Here is a 23,035-nt window from a genome sequence, read left to right on the forward strand (position 1 = left end):
TTATCCTTGTGTTATCGTGATTTTGTGATGGTGAATCAATTCTTCTTCATGGTTTAAAGATATAGAGCCTTTTACCTGAAGCAGATTTTTATTTTTCTTATGAGTGGTGTATTCTACTATAATATTTCCTGAGGCAATTGCTGTGGGAGATTCTTGAAGTCTAATACCTCTCATAATTTCCTGAGTACTGCATGATTCCATAACTTGGCCTTTTAGAACTGTTAAGACAAGATCATTATCATTATCTTTTTGCTCAATTTCCATGTCACATTCTACCGGAAAGGAGTTTTGTAAAAAGTAAAATGATTCTTTCCAGTTTGTTTTCTTTTGGAACCAATCCATTTTTGGAAATAGTGTTTGAAAGAGTAGGGTACTTTGAAACTGCTGTAGAAAAAACTTTTCATCTGCAATATTCCTTTCAAATAAGTCCAGATACTTCTGGGAAACTTCCCCAATATAGAAATCTTCAATCTCTTTACGCTGGTCTGCAAAAGCTTTAAGGATCTTTTTGTGATTAACAAAACCGTTGATTTTACCAAAGTCACTTAGAGTAAATTCAATAGGCATAATGCTTTTCATACAAGCAATGGAAAGCCCCCCCATTTTATCATCCGGAGGGTTTCCGTTTGACTTGAAACCCTTTTGACTGTATGCCAAAATGTAAAGGTTTTTGTTCTTGTCTTTATGAACGTTGAGTTCTATAGTGTAATCAATGTTTACAGATGCCTCAAATGGACTTTCAATGGATTCTGAAATAGTATAAGTCTTTGCAAAAAAGTCTTCTGATAATTGGGAAAGTGGTAAGATGTTTTTTCTTTCCTCTTCCTTTTGTTTTTCTGTTTTAAAATCTAAGGGAACAAGAATACTTCTAACCTCATTCAGGTTTTCAAACCAAATGGTATCCATCTTTTCACAATGGGCATTATGGAACAGCTTTAGCTCTTCTCCGGTCATGCCCAACCGTGAAGCTATGGATTTCAGTGTATCTCCGTTGCGAACCTTATATTCTAAAAAACCAATTTCCATCGAAAGTGAATTATAGGATAAAGCTATTAAAAAACTCTACTGGAAATTAATTTTTAAGGTTAAATTTTAAAAATTGTAGTAAAACTACGACAAGAGGCTTCTGTCTATTTTAACTCATTTTAAACAAGAAGATTGATTAAATTTGTGGAAATAGTATCTGAAACCATTGTAAAGTGGATTTTGATTATTATAACTACAAAATCTTTTGTAACTTTTAATTTCACGGAAATTTAATGATATGAAAAATAAATATTTTCAGGGACTTTTTATTCTATTGACAGCAATCAGTTTTATGTCTGCAGAAAGCCTGCATTATGGGTTTTCGGATTCTTCTATTGTAAAGCAGAGGGACACGATAAGAATCAAGGAAAGTTACAATGAAAAGGATACGGATACGAACGAATACCTGAAAGACAGATTAAAACCTATTCAGGCCAATTTTAAGAGGATCAATTCCATTACAAACTGGACATCTATTAAAAAGAAAGATATTGAAGGAGAATCCGCTGAAGGGGGAGAAGCAACGTATTATTATAAAAATAAACGTCTGGAAAAAATTATGGCCAGACATTATGGAGAAATGGGGCAGGTTTTGATAGAATATTATCTGCTGAACGGAAAGTTATCTTTTGTTTTTGAAAAAGACTATAAGTATAACCGACCTCTTTTCTATAATATGAAAGCAATGAAAGAAAATAATGATACCGAAGCTTTTGATTTTGAAAAATCAGAAATTATGGAGACCAGAAATTATTTTGAAAAAGGAAATCTGATCCATATTATAAACAGTCAGGATTGTGGTGCTCCTTTCAGTGGAAGTTATATGTCTGAGGAAGAGAAAGGAATGACGGAGGATTTTAAAAAACTTTTGAAGCTGTCACAAGAGAAATAGTCTTGAATGTAACAATCTAGCCACTCGATAATACAATCAATCTGTATAATAATAAGAGGAATTATTTCTATTTAACCTGTTTATCAGGAAATACAGATAAAAAAAGGCTGTCACTATTCGCGAATAGGGACAGCCTTTTCATTTTTATATCATATTCATAAGCTTACTTTTAACCACTTTTTTAAAAAGAGAAAAAGTTTTAATTTTAAGAAGACAATTTATGATGAAAAAAAAAATTACGATTACCGTACTTTTATGTGCTTATGCATTTGTATTCTCTCAGGTTGGAATCAATACGTCCCTTCCTCATGCTACCCTTGATGTAGCAGCCAACTCTTCCTCAACCTCCCGTCCGGACGGTTTTATTGCTCCAAGACTTACGGGAGCGCAGCTTAAAGCAAAAGATGCTGCTTATGGAGTCCCTCAAAAAGGAGCAATTATCTATATTACAGAAGGACTTACAGCAACGGAAACAAGCCCAAAGACGCGCAACGTTCTCAGTTCCGGATATTTTTATTTTAACGGAACAGAATGGGTAAGGTTTGAAAATGTGGTAAAAGCACCGGAAATAGTAACTGCTTTTAATGCTAAAGGAAATCCGGAGCCGTCTAATATACTTCCCTCATCACCTCCGAATAAGCTTTCTTTTCCTGTTGTTAACATTGCAGCAGATCCTTCTATTGGATCATGGAACAATGCAACGAGCCAGTATACAGTTGCAAAGAAAGGGGTATATATAATTTCGGCAGGATTAATAATGGAAAATATGAATCAGTTTGGATCATGCAGTATTATTATACATGGAGGAGATCAGATTGCCTCTTCCAGTGGTATTAGTGATACTGCTGTGCAGCTTAGCGTGATGAGCTCTATGATTCTCAATCCCGGAGATATCATCTGGGTAGGAGCTTCACGTAATGCTAACGTTTCAGGGTTTACAGCCGGATACAGAACTCTTAATATCGTTTTTGCCGAGATCAATTAACTCTGCTGCCTGCATAATTTATTATCATTGGGCTGCCTGGTATCCCAGACAGACTTTGTTGTGGCATATAGTTTTGATAAACCTCAAATCTTTAGATTAATAATTGCATAACTATTGTAGGAGGAAGCCGTAAGAATTGGTTTTTATCGAATGGAAACTCAGTAACCAATCTTTACTTTAATCATAAGGGGTCGTGTTTATTTTGTTGATTACTAGTAATTTTTGTTGAGATTAGCTATCATTATTCGCGAATAATGATAGCCTTTTCATTGCCATATCATATTCATAAATCTATTTTTGAGTACTTTTTAAAAAAGAAGAAAAGTTTTAATTTTTAATAAACAGTTTATGATGGAAAAAAAAATAATGATTAGCGTGTTTTTATGCGCTTATGCATTTGTATTCTCTCAGGTTGGGATCAATACGAGCAATCCCAATGCAACCCTTGATGTAGTCTCTACACCGGCTGCTACTTCCAAGGCGGATGGCTTTATTGCTCCCCGGCTCACAGGAGCGCAGCTTAAAGCAAAAGACAACGTTTACGGATCAGATCAGAGCGGAGCTGTCATTTTTGTTACAGAAGGACTGACAGTAGCGGAGACTACTTCCAAGACACGGGCTGTAGTAAATGCAGGATATTTTTATTTTAACGGAACAGAATGGGTTCGATTTATTGACATGGTGAGGGCTCCTGCAGTAGTAGTGGGGTTCAATGCCAGTGGAAACCCTGAACCGAATATTTCACTTCCCTCATCACCTCAGAATAAGCTGTCCTTTCCTATCATTAATATCGCTGCAGATGCAACAATCGGGTCATGGAACAGTGCAGGTAATGAGTATACAGTTGCTAAAAGAGGGGTCTACATGATTTCGGCAACATTAACCATGGAAAATATGACTGACCTTGGAGCATGTGGTCTTCATATACACGGAGGAAGTCAGATTGCTTCATCCAGTTCTTCAAGTGGTTCAGCAATAAACCTGAGTACCAATAGCTCTATGATTCTTGATCCCGGAGATGTTATTTGGATAGGAGCTTCCCGTAATCCTAACCTTTCAGGCTTTACCGCGGGATATAGAGCTCTTAATATCATTTTTTCCGAGATCAACTAAACCAGATGATTATAATATTACCTATTTTTTATGCTAGAAAAGACTTATTCTAAAAAGATTCAGTCTGGTATTGTAATATAATGATCTATCTAATTTTCAACAGATAAATACCTGTTAACGAAGAAAGTTTATCTGTTGAAAATATTAATTCATAGAAGTTATTAAAAATATTTTGTGATTTTTACCTTAGTTTAATCGTCGGTTTGTGGTTAAATAAGGTGAAATTTTCTAAGTATCAATACACTATTATCCATCATTTCGCACCTATTTACTTTCCCGGATAGTAGTCAGCCGTTCTTCAACTTCCTTGATCTTATTGATCCAGTAATTGATTCCCTCCTGATTGGTTACCGTTTCTTTAAAAGCATTACGACTAACGGTCCATAGCTGAGATCCATTTTTTTGATACTCAATTTCGCGTTCTCTTTTATTTTCAGGTTCTATACGGTATCTCCAGAAGACCAGTGCATGCATGTATTCTGAGCGTATTTTTTCAAGATATGCAATAATGGCCTTTCGGTCCTGAGGAATATATCCGGGTCCGGAACATCCACAAGAATGAAAGGTGATTCCTACGGTATAAAGATTTCGGATATGGGCCCATTGCTTGTGATCGTTTTTTGCAGGAGATTCAAAATCCAGTCCCATATTCGCCATCAGATTTCCACATTCCGGGCACTTCGCCTCCACAGAAGTTTGCTTCTTTTTATCCACGTCATATAAAACGCGTCGTTTAAATGTTTTCTGGCAGTTGAAACAGGCATAATGAGCTTTGTAAACCATCATGGCATATCGGCACATAGTATACTATTTTGTTTTTATGGTTATGAGTTGTTTTCCTCTTCATTATAGCTGATTCCCATCAGGCTGCTGGCACTTCTCGGATCATATACAGACCAGATATTCCCCCATGAGAATTTGAAAGTGCAGCTTGGGTAGGGCATTTTCTTCTTCTGTGTTGGAGGTATCTCCAGTATCATTTCCAGAAATGTATTGTTCCGGCGGAATACCCGCATTTCTTTCTCTTCTGTCCATTGATTCCAGTCTTTGGCATCAGTGCTTTCCCAGGTATTCATATGGATGCTGTGCAGCTGATCTCCAAAAAAGCAGAGATTAAGGCAGAATTGATATCCTCTTACCTCCATTCTATTAAAATAATACCAAAAATATCCGGTTTTTACATCCCACCTATGATGATATTTTTCCTTATAAAAATCAGTCTGTTGAAGCTGGTCGAGAAGCATTCCCTTATACAGCTGTGTAGTAAAGGCCTCCAGTTGTATGGTGCCATTTTCACTGTTAATCAGCATATCAAAAAAAAAATGAAGCCATAAATATACCCGTTTTTTCTTTACAGACAACGAATAATATTTACAGCTTCATGTAGAAATAGAAATATCGGTGTGTTATGGATTTGAAATAATTAATGTTGACGGAATATCAGACAGCCAAAGACTCTTAGTATCAATTAGGTTTTTCCAGCTTTTGCTGCTGATTAACATTAAGTTCTGTGAGCTTAGGAATTCCTTTTCAATTTTTTTCTCATTGTACAGGGTAATATGATTAGGAGCCACCTGTTCTATGCTTCTGATGAGTTCTTTCACCTCAATATTATTACGGATCTGACCAGCAGCGTCAAGAATAATGATTTGAGAATTGTTATTGTTAATCAGTCTCTTGGCATATTCAAGAAGATAAAAGTCACTTAGATTGAAGATCGGGACAAATACCTTGTCTGCGGCTGTGAAATCCTTTTCCACCAATACACCCACGGGGATATTGGCTTTATCGAGAATTTGCAGCGTAAAATCGTCAAAAGGAGAGTTGTTGAAGATATTTCCTTTGCCTTTTACTGTATTCAAGAGCTTTTCAGGGTTGATGATCTTGGTGGTAAAACCTAAGAGTCTTCCCAGTAAACTTCCTTCATACATTGATTTTCCCAGCATAATCAGGAGAAGATCATAATGACCTTTATTGGTGATGCTGGTAAGGTCATTTTCTATATCCGTTGAGGCTTTAAAAAGAGTCGCAACTTCCAAATTCAGTTCATGGGAGGTTTCAATAACATTCTGGAACTGAGATTCTTCATATTCATCAATGTCATAGGCATGCATTTCATCTACCGGAGCAATATTCATCGCGGTAATACTCTTATTACCATTCATTTTATTCGTAAAATCGTGGGCAAGTCTTAGAAGAGTACTTCCGGATTCAGGTTTGTCAAAGGAGAGTAATACTCTGTACTTGGAATCATTTTCCGGAATTGTTTCGTCTTCGTCTCTTTTAGATTTAAAAATAAAATTAATGAAATCTAATGCAGGACCTGTCATAAAAGTGGTAAACAAGGCCATAATAACAAGCATTGCGAAGATTTCAGGGCCTAATACTCCAAGATCATAGCCAATATTCAGGACGATAAGCTCCATTAAACCTCTGGTATTCATCAAAGCTCCAATCGTTAAGCTTTCTTTCCAGTTTATTCCGACGAACCTTGCGGTCAAAGCACTTCCTGCAAATTTTCCGACAACTGCGGTTAAAATAATAAACCCGGCAGTCATCCACAAATGACTGTCATTCAACAGGCCAATTTGGGTACGAAGTCCTGTAAAAACAAAGAACAACGGGAGAAGAAGTACCAAGGCTACATCCTCTACCTTATCGATAAATAAGGTTCGGAACTTTGCATTTTCCGGCATAATAGCTCCTGCCATAAACGCTCCGAATAAAGCATGAATACCAATAACTTCTGTCACATATGATGATAAGATCAGGGTAAGGAAGAAAATGGCAACCATTGGTTTATTGATTGTGTTTTTTCCTGCCTGAAGATCCCCGATTCTTTTCAGAAACGGTCTTACAATTTTAATCATTAAAAAGACATACGCAATGGCCATGATAATCACATAGATTGAACTTGTAAAAGAACCTGCCTTTACAATGGCAATTACTGCTGCAAGAATACACCAGGCTGTAATATCATCCGCTGCTGCACAGGTAATAACAATGGTTCCAAGTTTGGTTTTCTGAAGATTCCTTTCCTGTACAATCCTTGCCAAAACCGGAAAGGCCGTAATACTCATGGAAATGGCTATAAATAAAGCAAAAGAAGTAAACTGAATACCATCCGGTGAGAATTCCTGATAAATAAAGTAGGATAATCCGATACCCAGGGCAAAAGGGATAATGATACTGGCATGGCTGATGACAACAGCATCATGTGCTTTTTTTCTTAGCACACTCAGATCCAGTTCCATTCCTACAATATACATAAAGAGAATAAGGCCTATCTGGCTCAGAAACTGCAGGTTCCCTAATGATTCTTTTGGGAAAAGAAATGCAGAAAACTCAGGAAAATACATCCCCAGAAGTGATGGTCCCAAAATAATACCGGCAATCATTTCACCAATGACACTTGGCTGCCTTATTTTCATACAGATCCATCCAAAAAGCCTTGCAGTAAGAATAATGGTAACAATTTGGGCCAATAATAATGCGAGTGGATGGTGTAGATTGGTTTTAAAAGACTCCTGAAAATTTTCCCAGGTAGAGCCAGTGCTGGTTTTAGCAACAATGTTTTCCTTTATTTCCAGGGTCTGTCCTTCAATGATGAAATAGTACATCAGACATGAAAAGACCGCTATGGTAGTGATGTAGAAAATTAAATTTCTGTATTTCCCCAAATTCATGATTCCTATATTTTGATGCAAAGTTGATAAGAATATTTTGAGATTTAAATACCTTATTTTTTAAATGTAATGAATGTTGTAAAAAATGTAATAAAAAAGGGAGCGTTGAAATATAACCTGAAATTGTCATACTATGCTGGCATAGGAAACTGGAGCGTTAAAAAAATGAGACCTGTGAAAAAATCACTTCTGTTATTTTGTAAATAACTCCAATAATGAATTTTTGTAGGCTTCTCCAATCTGAAGTTTCACGAAACTGTGGTCTTCCGCAGGAATCGTGGTAATGATTTCGTTGGTTGAAAATACTTTGATAGAGGCCATTGCAATGATCTCTTTTTTGTTAACCTGTGCAAAATCCTTGGCAGGAAGCATTTCCAGAAGGTTTTTAAAGTTAAGGTTCTTTAAAACAATAGTGGTTCCGTCATTGAGGATAATATCCTTATCACGGCTGTCGATTTCTGAGGTCTTGATGTAGGCAATCTGCTCTGTTAAAATGACTGTTTTACCAATATTGGTATTCCATTCAATAAAGGTTTTCTTCTGAATGGTAGCAATTTGTTCCTTAGCTTTTTCAAAAGCCTGTACCAAGCGTTCCTTTTTGATGGGTTTTCGTACATAATCCACAACATTCAGGTCAAATGCCTCAGCAGCGTATTCTTTGTAAGCGGTAGTAAAGATTATTTTTTTGGAACCTGAGATGAGTTCTGCAACCTGAAGCCCTGTCATTCCAGGCATTTCGATATCCAATATACAAAGATTACAATCCAGGGAATCAATTTCGTTTAGAAATATTTTAGGATCATTGAAGGCCTTTACCACTTCTACGTCATCAATCTGTTCACATAGAAGCTTTAGATAGCTTATCGCTAGTAATTCATCATCCAGAATAACGCATTTTATCATAAAATTCTCCTAAATTGATTTTTAATTCTGCAGTGAAGATACCGTTTTTAGAGCTTCTTTCCAGCTGGTAGTAAGTGCTGTAGATCATCTTAAGCCTTTGATCGAGTGACTGGCTTCCGAATCCGCTCTTTTCTTTTTCCAGAATATTTTTTAATGAAGCTTTGTTACTCACTTTCATCGTAAAAATGCCGTTTTCAAGTTCCATATAGATGGAAATGAAAGAATCCTGAGCAAGAAAATCAGTATGTTTGAAAGCATTTTCAATAAGGTCAACAGAAATTAATGGTGCAAAGACTTTTTCTTCATAAATAGAATCAGACTTATTGACCTTTGATTTGATTCTGAAATCAAAAAGGGGATTGATCTTGATCTTATTAATTTCAATAAGGCTTAAGGCGAAGTTTAATTCCTCTTTCGGGCTTACATACTTATTGTTGCTTTCATATAAAATATAATCCAGAACATTGGCCAGTTTATCCAGAGACATATAGGTCTGATAGGCGTGTGACTGAACAGAGTTAAGAATGTTTTTAAACAAATGTGGGTTCAGCTTTGTTCCGATATGCTCTAGGCGAACTTCGTTAAGGCGTTGTTCAATAATCTTATTGGTCTCAGACAGTTTGCTATTCTTCTGTTTCAGTTTCTGATTTTGACTGAAAAGATAAATGCTTGTTGTCAGAAAAAGGAAAATGGCAAAAACTCCGATGAATATCAGATAATCATGAATCATGTAGTAATTGCCTTCCATATCGTTGGGATTATTGAAACTTATTTAAGCTTCTTCAGGCTGTTTACAGTTACAGTTTCCTCACATTTATCAAAACCAATCTCGTAGGTTGGATTTTTTTCAGGATAGGTCAAAAGATAGCCAGGGCATGGTTTTTTCTGAGCGTCACTTTTGTCAAAATCTACTTTCCCATTGGTAATGATGCTGTCCTTTACAAATTTTTCATCAATCTTGTAGGTGGCCATAGCCATTTTAGCCTCTTCAGAATATTTGAATTCCTTTGAAAGGGTTTCTGCAATCACACGGCTGTTGGGTAGATACCCGCTGCAGCTTGCTCCTTTCTTGTTTAAAATAAAAAATACGATAACTAGCCCCGGAATGAAGCCTATTGCATAGAATTTAAGTTTTTTCATTTAGAAAATTAAAAGATTGATATCGTGGTACGTAAGTCCGAAACGGTCACAGATGATCTTTTTGGTATGTCTGCCTTTGTACATATATAAGCTCTGCTTCATTTCATTTTTGCGGATCAGCATATTTTCAAAGCCGCCTTCTTCATCATAATTTAAAATATAGGATAGGAAGAAATTAGAAATAGCCTTTGTGGTAGTTCTAGGCATTCTTGATGTAAGGTTGGGAAGTCCGCAGTGGATAACACCATGCTTGATGATATAAGGGTCTTCCATGGTTGTCAGTTCTGATGTTTCAATTACCTTACCGTTGTCTATGGTAATATCAATAATGACACTGCCTTTTTTCATCTTCATCACCATATCTTCGGTTACGATAGGGGTCATATTTAATCTTGGAAGAGCTCCAATCACGACATCGGCACGTCTTAGACTTTTGCTAAGTTCCTTAGGATCAATGATGGAAGTAGGAACGCGGCTGTCAACCATTGTGTGAAGCCTTCTCAGCTTTGACAATGAGTTGTCGAATACCTTGATACTGGCTCCTAAACCGATAGCTGCCTTTGTGGCAAATTCACCTACAATTCCTGCTCCAAGGATTACGACTTCTGCAGGTCTTACTCCTGTAATGCCCCCAAGCATTAAGCCGTTGGAAAGGGCTAGTAATTCTGAAGCGTATAGAACAGAAACGGTTCCTGCAATTTCACCTATTAATCTTACCAATGCAAGCTGCTTGTATTCATCAACGATAAATTCAAAGGCAATTGCATTTATTTTTTTCTCTGCAAGCTTAAGGAAATATTCTTTATCCCTAAGATTAATTTGAAGGGCTGAAACCAAATAGGTATTAGGTTTCATAAAATCGATTTCGTCTTCAGTAGGAGGGTTAATCTTTAAGATCAGATCCTGTCCAAATGCTTCCTTGGGATCATTGGTGATCTTTGCCCCCGATTCGGAATATTGTAAATCTGTAAAAAATGAACCTTGTCCGGCCCCTGATTCTACGATGATCTCATGGCCATGTTCTACCAATACCTGTACCGCGTCTGGAGTAATGCAGGTTCTCCTTTCGTTGAGACAGGTTTCCTTAGGAATTCCAATACTGAATTGTTTTCCTTTCTTTATAACCTCCAATTTTTCCTCTTTCGGCATCAATTCTTCTTCTGTGAAAGGAGTAAAAATGTTTGTGCTCATCCTAAATTAAATTATATCTTACAGATTGTTTTTTTACACTTAATAAGTAAGCAAAGATACATAATATTTAATCGAATGAAACTTCTCTGTTTTCACCCGTATTCAGAATACTCATTGTGTGGTAGTTGAGCCCGTAAAGCTCATCTTCATATACTTCCGGCCATTCAATAATGCATAGAAAAGAGTTATCAAGGTATTCTTCAATCCCGATATCATACACCTCTTCAATGTTTTTTAGACGATAAAGATCAAAGTGATACACTTTTCCTTTTGAGGTGTTGTATTCATTCACAATAGAATAAGTAGGGGAGTTGACCTCATCTTTACTTCCCATATTTTTAAGTAAAAATTGAGTGAAAGTAGTTTTTCCTGCTCCCAGATTTCCCTTTAATAAAAGAATGTTATGTTTTAATTCAGGAATGATGCTGTCGACAATTTCCTGCCAATCTTCAATGGTATGTATAGTAAACTGCATATGCTAATTTGTTTGCAAAAATAATCATAAAAATCCTCGAAATATATAAGTACGTTTATATAATTGTAAGGTTTTTTTTTATGTGTATTTTTGTACCATGATTTCTAAGCAGACCATTGATAAGATATTCTCCACAATCCGGGTAGAAGAGATTGTGGGTGAATATGTGCAGTTGAAAAGAGCAGGGTCTAACTTTAAGGGGCTCAGTCCTTTTCATGAAGAAAAATCGCCAAGTTTTGTGGTTTCACCAAGTAAGCAGATCTGGAAAGATTTCTCTACCGGAAAAGGAGGTACAGCCATCTCTTTCCTGATGGAAATTGAAAACTTTACTTATCCTGAAGCACTTCGCCACGCAGCCAAGAAATATGGAATCGAAATTGAAGAAGATCTTCGTGAAATTTCTGAGGAAGCCAAGCATGCACAGACGGAAAAAGATTTGCTGTATAAGATTCATGAGGTTGCCAATACCTATTTTCAGGAGATCCTTTGGGATGATGAAGAGGGACGAAGCATAGGTCTTGCTTATTTTAAGGAAAGAGAACTTAAGGATGATATCATCAAGAAGTTCCAGCTTGGATATTCCCCAGAAAAAAAGAATGCCTTTACAACCTATGCGCTGGAAAAGGGTTACAATAAGGAGATTCTTGAAAAATCAGGACTTTCCATTTTTCCTGAAAATACCCCTTCAGGAGTAGACCGTTTCAGAGAAAGGGTTATTTTCCCGATTCATAGTTTTTCAGGAAGGGTTTTAGGATTTGGAGCAAGGATTCTGAAGAACAATGTTAAAACGGCGAAGTATCTCAACTCACCGGAAACAGAGATTTATCATAAATCCAATGTTCTTTACGGATTAAACCAAAGTAAACAGGCTATTTCGAGAAAGAATGGCTGTCTTTTGGTGGAAGGATATATGGATGTGATTTCTCTTCATATGTCCGGAATAGAGAACGTTGTAGCAAGTTCCGGAACTTCACTGACTACAGAGCAAATTAAGTTGATAAAGAGGCTTACAGAAAATGTAACGATCCTTTTTGACGGTGATAATGCCGGTATTAAAGCCAGTTTCCGAAGCATAGATATGTTGCTGACAGAAGGAATGAACATCCGTGTATTGCTATTCCCCGATGGTGATGACCCGGATTCCTTTGCCAGAAAACATCCGCAGGAATATGTTGAAAAATACATTGAAAATGAAGCGATGGATTTCATCGACTTTAAGGCTGAAATTCTGCTAAGGGACGTAGGAAGTGATCCCATTAAAAAGGCTGAGGCCATTCGTGATATTGTAAAATCGGTTTCCTTTGTACAGAATGCCCTAAAAAGGGAAGTGTATCTTAAGGAGGTTTCCAATAAGTTTGGTCTTTCTGAACAGAGTCTTTTCAATGAACTGGATGTTCAGAAGCAGATTACTCAGAATCAGACGCATCATGTTCAGCAGCAACAAAAAGAAAAGACTGCCACTCCAAAAATGGAGATCGTTCCTTTGGATAAGGAGAAAGAAGATCCTTTTCTGTTTGATGTCTTGTTTATGGAGAATAAACTGGTAGATCATATGCTGATGTTTGGGGATATTGTATTGAAGAGGAAGAATGAACAAAATGAAGAATATCAGATTACCGTTATTGAGGAAATTCTCCATCATTTTGAAGAGGAGCAGTATACATTTTTAGTCAAAGAAAATGAGATTATTATTAACCAGGTAAAAGAGGGAATTCAGAAAGAGGAACTTAGAAGCGGGAACTTTTTTGTATCTTTTATGGATGAAGAGATTACCTCAAAGGTGGTGGATGCTTTACTACCTTTGGATGAACTTGAAAACTGGGCTTCCAGAAGTATTTATCCACCCAATTACGGAGATAAGGTAGCAGATCAGATCAAAGGAGATGTTTTATTGCATAAATACAGGTATATTGATTATTTAATCACAGAGACAGCCAAGGAACTGGATGAACACAGCAGTACGGATGAAACCAAGTATTATGAGCTGATTAAAAAGATTACCTTGCTGAAACAGGCTTCAATACGATTAAGCAATATTATAGAATATTCACCGATCAAGGGAATTTACGGGAATAGAAAAAGATAGTTTAAAGGCAGCAATTTTCAGGATTCTGTGACAAAAAGTCCTATAAAATTTTAGGAATAAATATTGTAATTTAAACTTTGAGAATATTAAAATAATACATAATAGAAATATGGACATTAAAAAAGATTTCAGAGATTTCTCTGTAAAGCATTTAGGAAACAACGGTTTGGTTACCGATCAGTATATGGGTATGTATGGCCCAACGAATCTTACCCCATACATTATGGAGGAAAGAAGATTAAACGTTGCTCAGATGGACGTTTTCTCCCGTTTGATGATGGACAGAATTATCTTCCTGGGAACAGGGATTGATGATCAGGTAGCGAACATCGTTACAGCACAGCTTTTATTCTTGGAAAGTGCTGATCCTTCAAAAGATATTCAGATCTACATCAACTCTCCTGGTGGTAGCGTGTATGCAGGTTTAGGAATTTATGACACTATGCAGATCATTAAGCCAGATGTAGCAACAATCTGTACAGGTATGGCTGCTTCAATGGGAGCTGTATTATTGGTTGCAGGTGAAAAAGGAAAACGTTCTGCTTTGAAGCACTCAAGAGTAATGATTCACCAGCCTTCAGGAGGTGCACAAGGGGTTGCTTCTGATATGGAGATCAACTTGAGAGAGATGTTGAAATTAAAGCAAGAGCTTTATGAGATTATCGGACACCACTCAGGACAAACTTATGAGTGGGTTGAAAAATCTTCTGACAGAGATTACTGGATGACTTCCGAAGAAGCAAAAGGCTACGGAATGGTAGATGAGGTTCTTCAAAGATCTACAGAGAAAAAATAATTGATTTTAAAATCATAAAAAAACGTACCTGAAGAGGTACGTTTTTTTGTTATGATAAACCTTGTGTATATATAAGGTTCATTTAAGAGTCAGAATATTTCTTATTTCTTAACTATCTTCTGTATTGTAGAGCTGTTGGATGTCTTAATTTCTACCCAATACACGCCTGCATTTAAAGATTTCGCATTGATCTTTGCTGCTTGGGATGTCATTACTTTTTGTCCCGATGCAGAATAAATATTGACTTCTTTAATGTTTTCTGATGTTTCAATATGAATAAAATCACTTGTCGGATTAGGATAAACACTGAATTTATTTTTATGTACAGAAGAAACTCCCAGTGTTGCATTATTGGCTTCCGTAGGGGTAAATGGTCTTCTTTCTCCAAAACTTAATCCTAACCAGCTGTTATTACTCAATTGTATTTGATTAAGATCTGTTTTTTTCTGCCAGCTTGAAAGATCTTTTCCCGTATATAATTTCCAGTTTTCCGTTGCTGAACCGTTTCCTGTGAAAGTATTTAATGATAGATTGGAAATTTGATTATTACCGGCAGTGAAATTGAAATAAGAAGCCTGAGATTGAATAAGCTGTAGCGCCTGTTCAGCAGTTATACTTCCGTTGTATTTAATTCCAAAAACAAAAGAATTGGCATTGCCATTGGTATTATCCGTTCCAAAGTCTATCACAACAAGGCTTTTGTTGCTTCCTGTTCCCACCCAGTTGGTAATTTGGGATGAGGTAAACCATTGGGAACTGTAGGCCGGCACTGGAGTAGATGGTGGAGTGTCAATTTGAGCATTGTCAGTACCATAGGTGATTCCAAACCATAATCCATCTGTTAAATGAACATAACCGGCCCCATTATTTTCATTAGACATATTTTCAGGACTTGGCCCGAACCAGGGTATCCAGGAATCATCTGTACTCGGAGTATGGTGGTTATAGGTGAAGCTGAACAGATATCCTGAAAGAATATCAGCCTGCATTTTAGGTTCTGCTGACATAATAGCATTGATCATGTCTTCCGCCATTAAATTATCCGCGTCAAAACGATACCCCCATGCATAGGATTTTGGAGTGTTGTTATCATTAAAATCGGCAATGAAATAAGCCTTTTTAGAACCTGTTCCTACCCAAAACTTAATGTCGTTTTCTGTGAATTGGGCAAAGAAAAACTGCATACATAGCAGCAAGAAAAAAAGATAGATTTTTCTCATAATATAATTAAATTAAAGTTTTATTCCCGAAACTTATTCCCGAAAAAAGAATCAGATCCTTAGTTCAGAAATGAAAAATGTATTCAAGGCAGGTCTCCTGGCTCGCATCCTTATAGCTAACCTTCCCAGATTTTTTTAATCCAGTGGTAGTATAGTGCTATAGGTGAAACAGCTTACAGTTGCGGGTACAGCTCAAGAATTGAATAATATTCTCACTTGATTCCCTATTAATGAACAATGTTCAACCTTAGAACACTACAAATATATCATATAAATTTTTGAAGCCCTTTTGTGAATTATGTACGGAATTGTGTTTTTTTTGATGGTTATATATGCTTTGTTGCTTTAGATTTCGTGAGTTGATAGTAAATTGTAAATTATCTTTTTATTTTCGAATAAAACTCTAGGTTTTTATTGTTTATATTCAATTCATTCTGGAGTTCCATTGTTAAAATACAATTATTATTGTATTCAAGATCAGTTTACAATCAATTTATACTTTCGCGCCATAAAAGTTAATATGAAAAAACTACTATTATCTGCCTTGGTAATGACTGTGTTATTATCATGTAATAAAGATGATGACAATGTGAATAACCAGGAGGTCAATTATTCTAAACTTCCTCAGGAGTTTCCTTTTTCTAAAATGGCAACTATAAATGGGGTAGATGTGATAAATGGTGGCTTTGGCTCCGGGGCTGCAGCTCATCCCAGCAGAAAAGGTGAATTTTATGTGATTACAGATCGTGGCCCGAATACAGATTATCTGAATGGTAAGAAGTTTTTGACCCCCAATTTTACCCCAACCATTATGCATTTTAAAATTAATGCTGAAAGAAATGTAGAAGTAATCAAATATATTAAGCTTAAAAATCCATCAGGACAACCTATTACCGGACTTCCAAACCCGGTAGGAATGGGAAGCACAGGGGAGGTGGCTTATGATGCAGCAGGAAATGTTCTGGGTACGGATAATTATGGTCTGGATAGTGAAAGTATCGTTGCTGCACCAGACGGTACATTCTGGGTATCTGATGAGTATGGTCCACATATCGTTCATTATAGTGCAGAAGGAGTAGAGATGGAAAGAATAAGCCCGATTGGAGTGAATACAGGTACAAAAAAATTACCTGCAGTTTTGGCGAAAAGAAGAGCCAATAGAGGGATGGAAGGTCTTTGTATGACTCCGGACGGAAAAACATTGGTAGGAACTATACAGTCTATGATGCTGGTGCCTACGAAAGCGCTGGCAACGAATACTACTTTAACCAGAATTGTGACTTTTGATATTGCTACAGGACAAACCAAGCAATATCTGTACAGACAGGATGGCGGGGCTTCTGATTCAGTATGTGATATCACGGCATTAGGCAATAATGAGTTTCTTGTGATTGAAAGAGACGGAAACTTTGGAACTCAGGGGGGAATTAAAAAAGTATATAGAATCAGTCTAAGCAGTGCCACTGATGTCAACGGAACTGATCTGGCTGCTGTAGACGGAATGAAAGTAAATGGTAAGGCCTTGGAGCAATGTACTTGGGATGAACTTACCAATGCAGGAATAAAACCTGTTACTAAAAAACTGGCTGTAGACCTGGTGGCAAAACTAGGATATGAACATGATAAATTTGAGGGGATTGTTTATTTGGGAAACAATAAACTGGCTGTTTTCAATGATGATGATTTTGGAGTGGTGGATGACGGAAGCGGAAACCCCAAGGCAAAGATCCTACCTAAAACAGGGAAAGTAGATAAAGGAACTATGTATGTAGTCGATATTCAATAATTAGATTTTTTTAAAGGAAAACGGCGGAATTTATTCCGCCGTTTTTTATTATCCTGGGCCTGAATAAGAAAATAAAATAATAAATATTGCTTTTGCATACTATTTTATCCAAACTTTGCTTTTTTTTAAATCAATCGTGAAAATATATTTGGACAAAGTCTCAAAATTAAGTACACCATCATAAATAATATCTCGTGTAAATGATCTTGAGATTAATGATTTTTTTCCGATAATAAATTGAGTTTCGGAGTTCATACCATCTTTGTCTTTTGAGAGTTTCCAGGTTGCAGCAGTTTCGTTAGATAACAGTAAAGGGCCACTGTTTCCAGAATCAAAAAGAAACCAGTATGATTGATTATCTTTTGGAATATTCAAAAAAATATTTAGCTCAGTAGAGTCCAGTCCATTGGCAAATCTACTGGCAATAAGATTTTTCCCATGTATTGCCTTTTGGGATGAGGATTTGCTCTCTATAATAATGATATTTCTAGCAAGGTTGAGCGTCAGAATATGTTCAGTAAAAGATTTTAAAGATATAACACCATCTAGTTTAGGGAATTCTTTCGGTAAAATAGTCATGATATCAAAAACACTGACTGTTGGATGAAATATTTTTGTCGAACCTATAGTCATTGGAATACGATCTGATTTTTGAGCTTTAATCATTTCTCCGCTCATTCTAAATCCTGTTGCCCTTCCATAGATTTTTTTATTAAAAAGGTTTGCTATTTCAGGGGAAATAATGGTTTCTGCTCCACCTGTGTCAAATAGGAAATCATATTTTTTCCCTTCAATAAACACCTCTATGGTTTTCATGTTTTCAATATAAGGTTTTAATCTTATGGTATCTTGTCCAAACCCCAATAGGCTAGCTCCTAAGGATAATAAGCTGAAAAGCATTTTCTTTGTTTTCATAATTCTTTTTTGTTTAGTAAGTGAGACAAAATAATCTCTGTTTTATAGCTGACAAATTTGAATTATTATCTTCCGAAAAGCGACCGATTTTAAAAAGTCGAACCAAATAAAAAGATGCTAGTTGGTTTTATTAAAGGTATTTCTGTATTCTGTAGGGGTTAAAGCGGTATGTTTTTTAAAAGCGGTATTAAATGATGATTTTGAATTGAATCCAACCTGATATAAAATTTCTAGAATAGTACAATCTTTTTTAGAGTAATTAGTTAATAATTCCATTGCATTTTCGATACGGTATTTATTCACAAAATCAAAAAAATGTTGATCCATATTAGAGTTTATTAAAATTGATAATTCGCGGCTGGGCATATTCATTTTTTCTGCGAGGCTTTGTACCGTAAGTGCTGGATCTAAATACGGTTTTTCTTCTGTCATATATTTCTTCAGCAGTTCGAGTTGGAAATTGATACTCTCATCTGGATTTTGTTTGTTTTCTGATTTAGTTTTTGGCAGTGTTTCATTGTTAGAATCATGTATTAATTGTAACTGCGTATTAACTCCTCTGAAAAATTCAGGATATTTTAATGCTTTTAAGACAAACCAGCTAGTAACAATCAATGCAATGATTTCCAAAAAACCGTTAATAAAAATCAATAGTCGGTGATTGTCAGTATATCTCAATATATTTTTAAAGGTTGCAAAATAATGAACAATCATAAAAATCAAGGTTATTTGAAACAACCATTTATAAACTAAGTTGGTAGAGTAAGATTCATTTTCCAAATAAATATTTCTGGTTTTTTTCAAAACCAGAAGAATGGCAATAGTGTAAATCAAATATTGAATTTCTATCAAATATTGGAAGATTATCATTTCATCGGTCTCATGATGATGCTGTAAAAAATATTTTTTTTCAATACCCTCTGCATAATATATTTTTGAAGCTAATATGAGATTGATGATGATAAAAGGGATGAGATGAAACAGATGTTTTCCTTTTAATTGAAAATCTTCATAGCAAAGTGATAAGACATACAAATAGAATATAGGTATATTAAATAAAATGAGAGTCCATCTGAAAATCTCTAAGTTTGGGTAAGTGCTAACGAAAGCTTCTGATGTGAAAACTCCACTTGCATCAATGGCTGTGAAAAAAAGAAATCCTGCAAAAAGCTGATTGGGAAGCTTTTTGTTAGATTTTAAGGTCAATAAAAACAAAATAAGAAGGAATAGTATAAAAACAGATATGGTGGCGATCGTTTTTAAAAAATCCATTTAAGTAATTTTAAAAGATATATTCGAAAAAATAAAATCTTCGGGATTTATTTTCAATTTTTGAGCATACCTGCCTTTCTGAAAAATCAGAACGAAAGTAAATATGGTTTTATACTAATTAGACCAAAGGCTATGGAAAAGGGCATCAAAGATGCCCTTTTATTGATGTTAAATTTTTAATATTAATTAAAACCCTCAATAATCTTAGAGAAATCCTCTAATTTCAAAGCTGCACCTCCAATCAGACCTCCGTCAATATCCGGCTGAGAGAAGATTTCCTTAGCATTGTCCGGCTTCACAGAACCTCCGTAAAGAATAGAAACTTCATCCGCTACCTCCTGACCGTATTTAGCTGCAATGATACTTCTGATATGTGCATGAATTTCCTGAGCCTGCTCAGGTGTTGCCGTTTCTCCTGTTCCGATAGCCCAAACTGGTTCGTAAGCAATGACTACTTTTTTGATTTCATCAGCAGAAAGAGTGAAAAGAGCGACTTCAGTTTGGTTTTTAACCACTTCAAAGTGTTGTCCTGCCTTTCTTTGTTCAAGCGTTTCACCGTTACAATAGATTGGAGTAAGGCCTTTATCTAAAGCTAATTTTACTTTTCTGTTGCAGTGAGAATCTGTTTCACCGTGGTATTGTCTTCTTTCAGAGTGACCGATCAAAGATCCGTTTGCTTCAATGGACTCCAACATATCTGCAGAAATCTCACCAGTGTAAGCTCCACTTTCATGCTCGCTCATATCTTGAGAGAATACTCCTACTTCATCCTTTTCAAAGATGTCTTTTGCCATCATTAAATATAAAGAAGGGGGAGCGATCCAAACCTCACAGTGGGTTGCGTTGTTGTTTTTATAGCTTAGTAACTGAATCATCAATTGTTGTGCATCAATTACATTTTTGTTCATTTTCCAGTTTCCTGCAACTATTTTTCTTCTCATAAAATTTATATTGATTTATTTACTTTTTAATTTTTATTCTAATGAATCTGCTAGATCAAACCAATCTGCGAGACTTATTATTTATTAATTCCTTCCAATTTGAACATGAAAGCATACACCAAGGCAATATCCTTTAGATAATCAAATCTTCCTGATGCACCACCATGGCCATAATCCATGTCTGTTTTCAATAATAATACGTTTTTATCAGTCTTCATATCCCTAAGCTTTGCGACCCATTTAGCAGGCTCAAAATATTGTACCTGAGAATCGTGAAGCCCCGTTGTTACCAATAGATTAGGATAGTTTTTCTTCTCTATATTTTCATAAGGAGAGTAAGATTTCATGTATAAATAGGCATCCTTATTGTTAGGATTACCCCATTCGTCATATTCATTTGTTGTCAAAGGAATACTTGTGTCAAGCATTGTATTAATTACATCCACAAATGGCACCTGTGAGATCACCCCATTCCAAAGATTAGGACTCATATTGGCTACAGCTCCCATTAATAGGCCTCCTGCACTTCCTCCCTGAGCATACAAATGTTTAGGAGAAGTATATTTTTCCTTAACTAAGTATTCTCCACAATCGATAAAGTCGGTAAATGTGTTTTTCTTTTTCATCATTTTTCCGTCTTCATACCATTGTCTTCCCATCTCCTGACCTCCACGGATGTGGGCAATTGCAAAAGCAAAACCTCTGTCCAAAAGGCTCAGTCTTGTACTGCTGAAGCCTGCATCCATAGAATTTCCATAGGAACCGTAGGCGTATAGTAAAAGTGGATTACTTCCATCTCTTTTAAATCCTTTCTTATACACAATGGAGATAGGAATCCGAGTTCCGTCTTTTGCCGTGGCAAAAAGTCTTTCAGTAGTATAATTCTCTTTGTTATAACCTCCCAGAACTTCCTGTTGTTTCAATAAAGTTCTTTTTCCGGTCTTTAAGTCCTGTTCAAACTGAGAACTTGGAGTAATCATGGAAGTATAACCAAAACGGAAATTATCCGTATTGTATTCCGGATTTCCTGATGGGGAAACAGTATAAGCTGCTTCTTCAAATTTCAGGAACTCCTTTTTACCCGTTTTTCTGTCATAGATTACCAACTGGGAAAGTCCGTTTTGTCTTTCACTGAAAACAAGATAATTCTTAAACTCAGAAATCCCCTGCATCAGAACCTCTTTTCTGTGAGGAATAAAGTCTTTCCAGTTTTCAACGCCTGTTTTGTTTAAAGGTGTTTCTACCACTTTAAAGTTAAGGGCATCCTTATTGGTCGTAATTAAAAATTTATCTTCCAGAGCAGTTACATCATATAATACGTCCTTTATTCTTGGTTGAAATACTTTAAAAGTTCCATTAGGATCATTGGCATCCAGATATTGTATCTCAGAAGATGTAGTGGCCTGAGAGTAGATCATGATAAACTTCTGATTCTTGGATTTCTCTGCGCCAATATAATTGGTTTTATCTTTTTCCTCATATACCATAACATCCTTGGAAGAATCTGTTCCCAATGTATGTCTGCAGATCTTTTCTGTTAAAAGCGTTTCAGGGTTTTTGGAGGTATAAAAGATCGTTTTATTATCATTGGCCCATATTGCAGATCCTGTTGTATTTTTAATGCCAAGATCAGTAGTTTTTCCGGTAGACAGGTCCTTTAAAAATAATTTATATTGTCTTCTGGAAACATCATCCACTCCGTAGATCATTTTCATATTATCCGGGCTGATACTGAAACCTGAAGCGGCATAATAAGGATGTCCCACTGCGAGCTGATCTACATCTAGCAGAATTTCCTCAGGAGCATTAAGGGTTGCTTTCTTTCTGCAATATTTGAAGTATTGCTTTCCGGTTTCTGTACGGGTATAATAATAATAACCATTCCTGAAAACGGGTACAGACTCATCCTTTTCCTTGATTTTTGCTTTCATTTCCTGAAAAAGCTTTTCTCTGAAAGGTTCTGTATCTTTCATCATGCCTTCCCAATAGGTGTTTTCGGCTTTTAAATAATCAACGACCTTGGTAGAGTCTTTTCCTTTTTTAAAATAATCGATCATCCAGTAATAAGGATCATTGACCTTATCACCGTGGATTTCTCTAATATGTTCCTGTTTTTCTGCAACAGGAGCTTTCATGTCCGGAAATTTTTGAGATTGAAATGTTGATGCACTCATTACTAATAATCCTAGATAAATTTTTTTCATTGTTATTGGATTTTGGATCAGTGTTTATGATAGTCCCCAAAGATTTTTCAGAAGAATGTAGAACGTATGTTCTTCTTCTGTAACCTTGTTGTCTGCTTTTATTAATGATTTTGCAAATTGAGCAAACTTTACACGCTCATCCTCGGTAGAATCATCAAGAAAACATCTTCCGTGGAATTCAAAGTGATCTTTCCATTCTTCAGGCTGTAAAAGAGCAAGTGTATCAAGCTCATTGTCAAGATTCATTCTGAACGGAAACTCATCAGCCAGGTATTGCTGTACAAGCATTCCTTCCTCCGGAGCAAATTCTCCGTCTACAGATGAAAGGATCATTAATAAGTGGTAACCTGCGATAGATTTATTTGATTTTTGCATGTGTTGTTGAAATTTAATATTGAAGTTGA

The 23,035-nt window shown here is 36.0% G+C and carries 21 protein-coding genes and 1 riboswitch; of the genes, 6 read left to right on the forward strand and 15 right to left on the reverse strand.

Annotated elements, in window-relative coordinates:
• Window positions 1–1,026 carry a LysM peptidoglycan-binding domain-containing protein gene (locus tag SCA31_RS02415; protein WP_410695245.1) on the reverse strand — a complete coding sequence of 342 codons (1,026 nt, stop codon included), beginning with the start codon at window positions 1,024–1,026 and terminating at the stop codon, window positions 1–3.
• 238 nt (window positions 1,027–1,264) lie between these two features.
• Between SCA31_RS02415 and SCA31_RS02420 the strand changes: the two genes are divergently transcribed.
• From SCA31_RS02420 to SCA31_RS02430, 3 genes are all read left to right on the forward strand, one after another.
• Window positions 1,265–1,918, forward strand: coding sequence for a hypothetical protein (locus SCA31_RS02420; RefSeq protein ID WP_410695246.1), 654 nt, complete (start codon window positions 1,265–1,267; stop codon window positions 1,916–1,918).
• A 220-nt stretch (window positions 1,919–2,138) separates the two neighbouring features.
• On the forward strand, window positions 2,139–2,903 hold the full coding sequence (locus SCA31_RS02425) for a hypothetical protein (protein WP_410695247.1): 765 nt from the start codon (window positions 2,139–2,141) through the stop codon (window positions 2,901–2,903).
• Between the two features lie 351 nt (window positions 2,904–3,254).
• Window positions 3,255–4,016 carry a hypothetical protein gene (locus SCA31_RS02430; protein ID WP_410695248.1) on the forward strand — a complete coding sequence of 254 codons (762 nt, stop codon included), beginning with the start codon at window positions 3,255–3,257 and terminating at the stop codon, window positions 4,014–4,016.
• Between the two features lie 264 nt (window positions 4,017–4,280).
• On the opposite strand, the gene SCA31_RS02435 is transcribed toward SCA31_RS02430, so the two are convergent.
• The 8 genes from SCA31_RS02435 to tsaE all read right to left on the reverse strand — a co-directional run bounded on the left by SCA31_RS02435 (window position 4,281) and on the right by tsaE (window position 11,411).
• Window positions 4,281–4,817 carry a hypothetical protein gene (locus tag SCA31_RS02435; protein WP_410695249.1) on the reverse strand — a complete coding sequence of 179 codons (537 nt, stop codon included), beginning with the start codon at window positions 4,815–4,817 and terminating at the stop codon, window positions 4,281–4,283.
• Between the two features lie 23 nt (window positions 4,818–4,840).
• Window positions 4,841–5,326: a hypothetical protein gene (locus SCA31_RS02440; protein WP_410695250.1), complete on the reverse strand. Its 486-nt coding sequence runs from the start codon at window positions 5,324–5,326 to the stop codon at window positions 4,841–4,843.
• A gap of 96 nt (window positions 5,327–5,422) precedes the next feature.
• Window positions 5,423–7,696 (reverse strand): cation:proton antiporter, encoded by a 2,274-nt coding sequence (locus SCA31_RS02445; protein WP_410695600.1) that lies wholly within the window; start codon window positions 7,694–7,696, stop codon window positions 5,423–5,425.
• A 198-nt stretch (window positions 7,697–7,894) separates the two neighbouring features.
• Complete coding sequence (locus SCA31_RS02450; protein ID WP_410695251.1) at window positions 7,895–8,605, reverse strand: LytR/AlgR family response regulator transcription factor; 711 nt, start codon at window positions 8,603–8,605, stop codon at window positions 7,895–7,897.
• On the reverse strand, window positions 8,580–9,353 hold the full coding sequence (locus SCA31_RS02455) for a histidine kinase (protein WP_410695252.1): 774 nt from the start codon (window positions 9,351–9,353) through the stop codon (window positions 8,580–8,582). Before SCA31_RS02455 ends, SCA31_RS02450 begins: the two co-directional genes overlap by 26 nt.
• A gap of 20 nt (window positions 9,354–9,373) precedes the next feature.
• Window positions 9,374–9,745: a hypothetical protein gene (locus tag SCA31_RS02460; RefSeq protein WP_410695253.1), complete on the reverse strand. Its 372-nt coding sequence runs from the start codon at window positions 9,743–9,745 to the stop codon at window positions 9,374–9,376.
• The gene (locus SCA31_RS02465; RefSeq protein ID WP_076353720.1) at window positions 9,746–10,936 is read right to left on the reverse strand and encodes an alanine dehydrogenase; all 1,191 of its coding nucleotides are present in this window, start codon (window positions 10,934–10,936) and stop codon (window positions 9,746–9,748) included.
• Window positions 10,937–11,003: 67 nt separating this feature from the next.
• On the reverse strand, window positions 11,004–11,411 hold the full coding sequence (tsaE, locus tag SCA31_RS02470; RefSeq protein ID WP_410695254.1) for a tRNA (adenosine(37)-N6)-threonylcarbamoyltransferase complex ATPase subunit type 1 TsaE: 408 nt from the start codon (window positions 11,409–11,411) through the stop codon (window positions 11,004–11,006).
• Window positions 11,412–11,508: 97 nt separating this feature from the next.
• Between tsaE and dnaG the strand changes: the two genes are divergently transcribed.
• Both dnaG and clpP read left to right on the forward strand, forming a co-directional pair.
• Window positions 11,509–13,497: a DNA primase gene (dnaG, locus tag SCA31_RS02475; RefSeq protein WP_410695255.1), complete on the forward strand. Its 1,989-nt coding sequence runs from the start codon at window positions 11,509–11,511 to the stop codon at window positions 13,495–13,497.
• Between the two features lie 109 nt (window positions 13,498–13,606).
• Window positions 13,607–14,293, forward strand: a complete 687-nt coding sequence (gene clpP / locus SCA31_RS02480) for an ATP-dependent Clp endopeptidase proteolytic subunit ClpP (protein ID WP_034726592.1) — start codon at window positions 13,607–13,609, stop codon at window positions 14,291–14,293.
• A gap of 101 nt (window positions 14,294–14,394) precedes the next feature.
• On the opposite strand, the gene SCA31_RS02485 is transcribed toward clpP, so the two are convergent.
• On the reverse strand, window positions 14,395–15,513 hold the full coding sequence (locus SCA31_RS02485) for a T9SS type A sorting domain-containing protein (RefSeq protein ID WP_410695256.1): 1,119 nt from the start codon (window positions 15,511–15,513) through the stop codon (window positions 14,395–14,397).
• A 69-nt stretch (window positions 15,514–15,582) separates the two neighbouring features.
• A riboswitch (cobalamin riboswitch) is annotated at window positions 15,583–15,778 on the reverse strand.
• Between the two features lie 255 nt (window positions 15,779–16,033).
• On the opposite strand from SCA31_RS02485, the gene SCA31_RS02490 reads away from it, so the two are divergent.
• A complete protein-coding gene (locus SCA31_RS02490; RefSeq protein ID WP_410695258.1) occupies window positions 16,034–17,299 on the forward strand; it encodes an esterase-like activity of phytase family protein in 1,266 nt (421 codons plus the stop codon).
• Between the two features lie 99 nt (window positions 17,300–17,398).
• Here SCA31_RS02490 and SCA31_RS02495 read toward each other — a convergent pair whose 3' ends face one another.
• The 5 genes from SCA31_RS02495 to SCA31_RS02515 all read right to left on the reverse strand — a co-directional run bounded on the left by SCA31_RS02495 (window position 17,399) and on the right by SCA31_RS02515 (window position 23,006).
• Window positions 17,399–18,214: a hypothetical protein gene (locus tag SCA31_RS02495; RefSeq protein ID WP_410695260.1), complete on the reverse strand. Its 816-nt coding sequence runs from the start codon at window positions 18,212–18,214 to the stop codon at window positions 17,399–17,401.
• 117 nt (window positions 18,215–18,331) lie between these two features.
• A complete protein-coding gene (locus SCA31_RS02500) occupies window positions 18,332–19,486 on the reverse strand; it encodes a helix-turn-helix domain-containing protein (protein WP_410695261.1) in 1,155 nt (384 codons plus the stop codon).
• 182 nt (window positions 19,487–19,668) lie between these two features.
• Window positions 19,669–20,427 (reverse strand): triose-phosphate isomerase, encoded by a 759-nt coding sequence (gene tpiA / locus SCA31_RS02505; protein ID WP_410695262.1) that lies wholly within the window; start codon window positions 20,425–20,427, stop codon window positions 19,669–19,671.
• A 77-nt stretch (window positions 20,428–20,504) separates the two neighbouring features.
• Entirely contained in the window at window positions 20,505–22,631 is a 2,127-nt protein-coding gene (locus tag SCA31_RS02510) for a S9 family peptidase (protein ID WP_410695264.1), read from the reverse strand.
• A 24-nt stretch (window positions 22,632–22,655) separates the two neighbouring features.
• Complete coding sequence (locus tag SCA31_RS02515; protein WP_076353736.1) at window positions 22,656–23,006, reverse strand: hypothetical protein; 351 nt, start codon at window positions 23,004–23,006, stop codon at window positions 22,656–22,658.
• Window positions 23,007–23,035: the final 29 nt, after the last annotated feature.

Origin of the sequence: Chryseobacterium sp. SIMBA_028, assembly GCF_046535285.1 — a bacterium.
Lineage (GTDB): Bacteria > Bacteroidota > Bacteroidia > Flavobacteriales > Weeksellaceae > Chryseobacterium.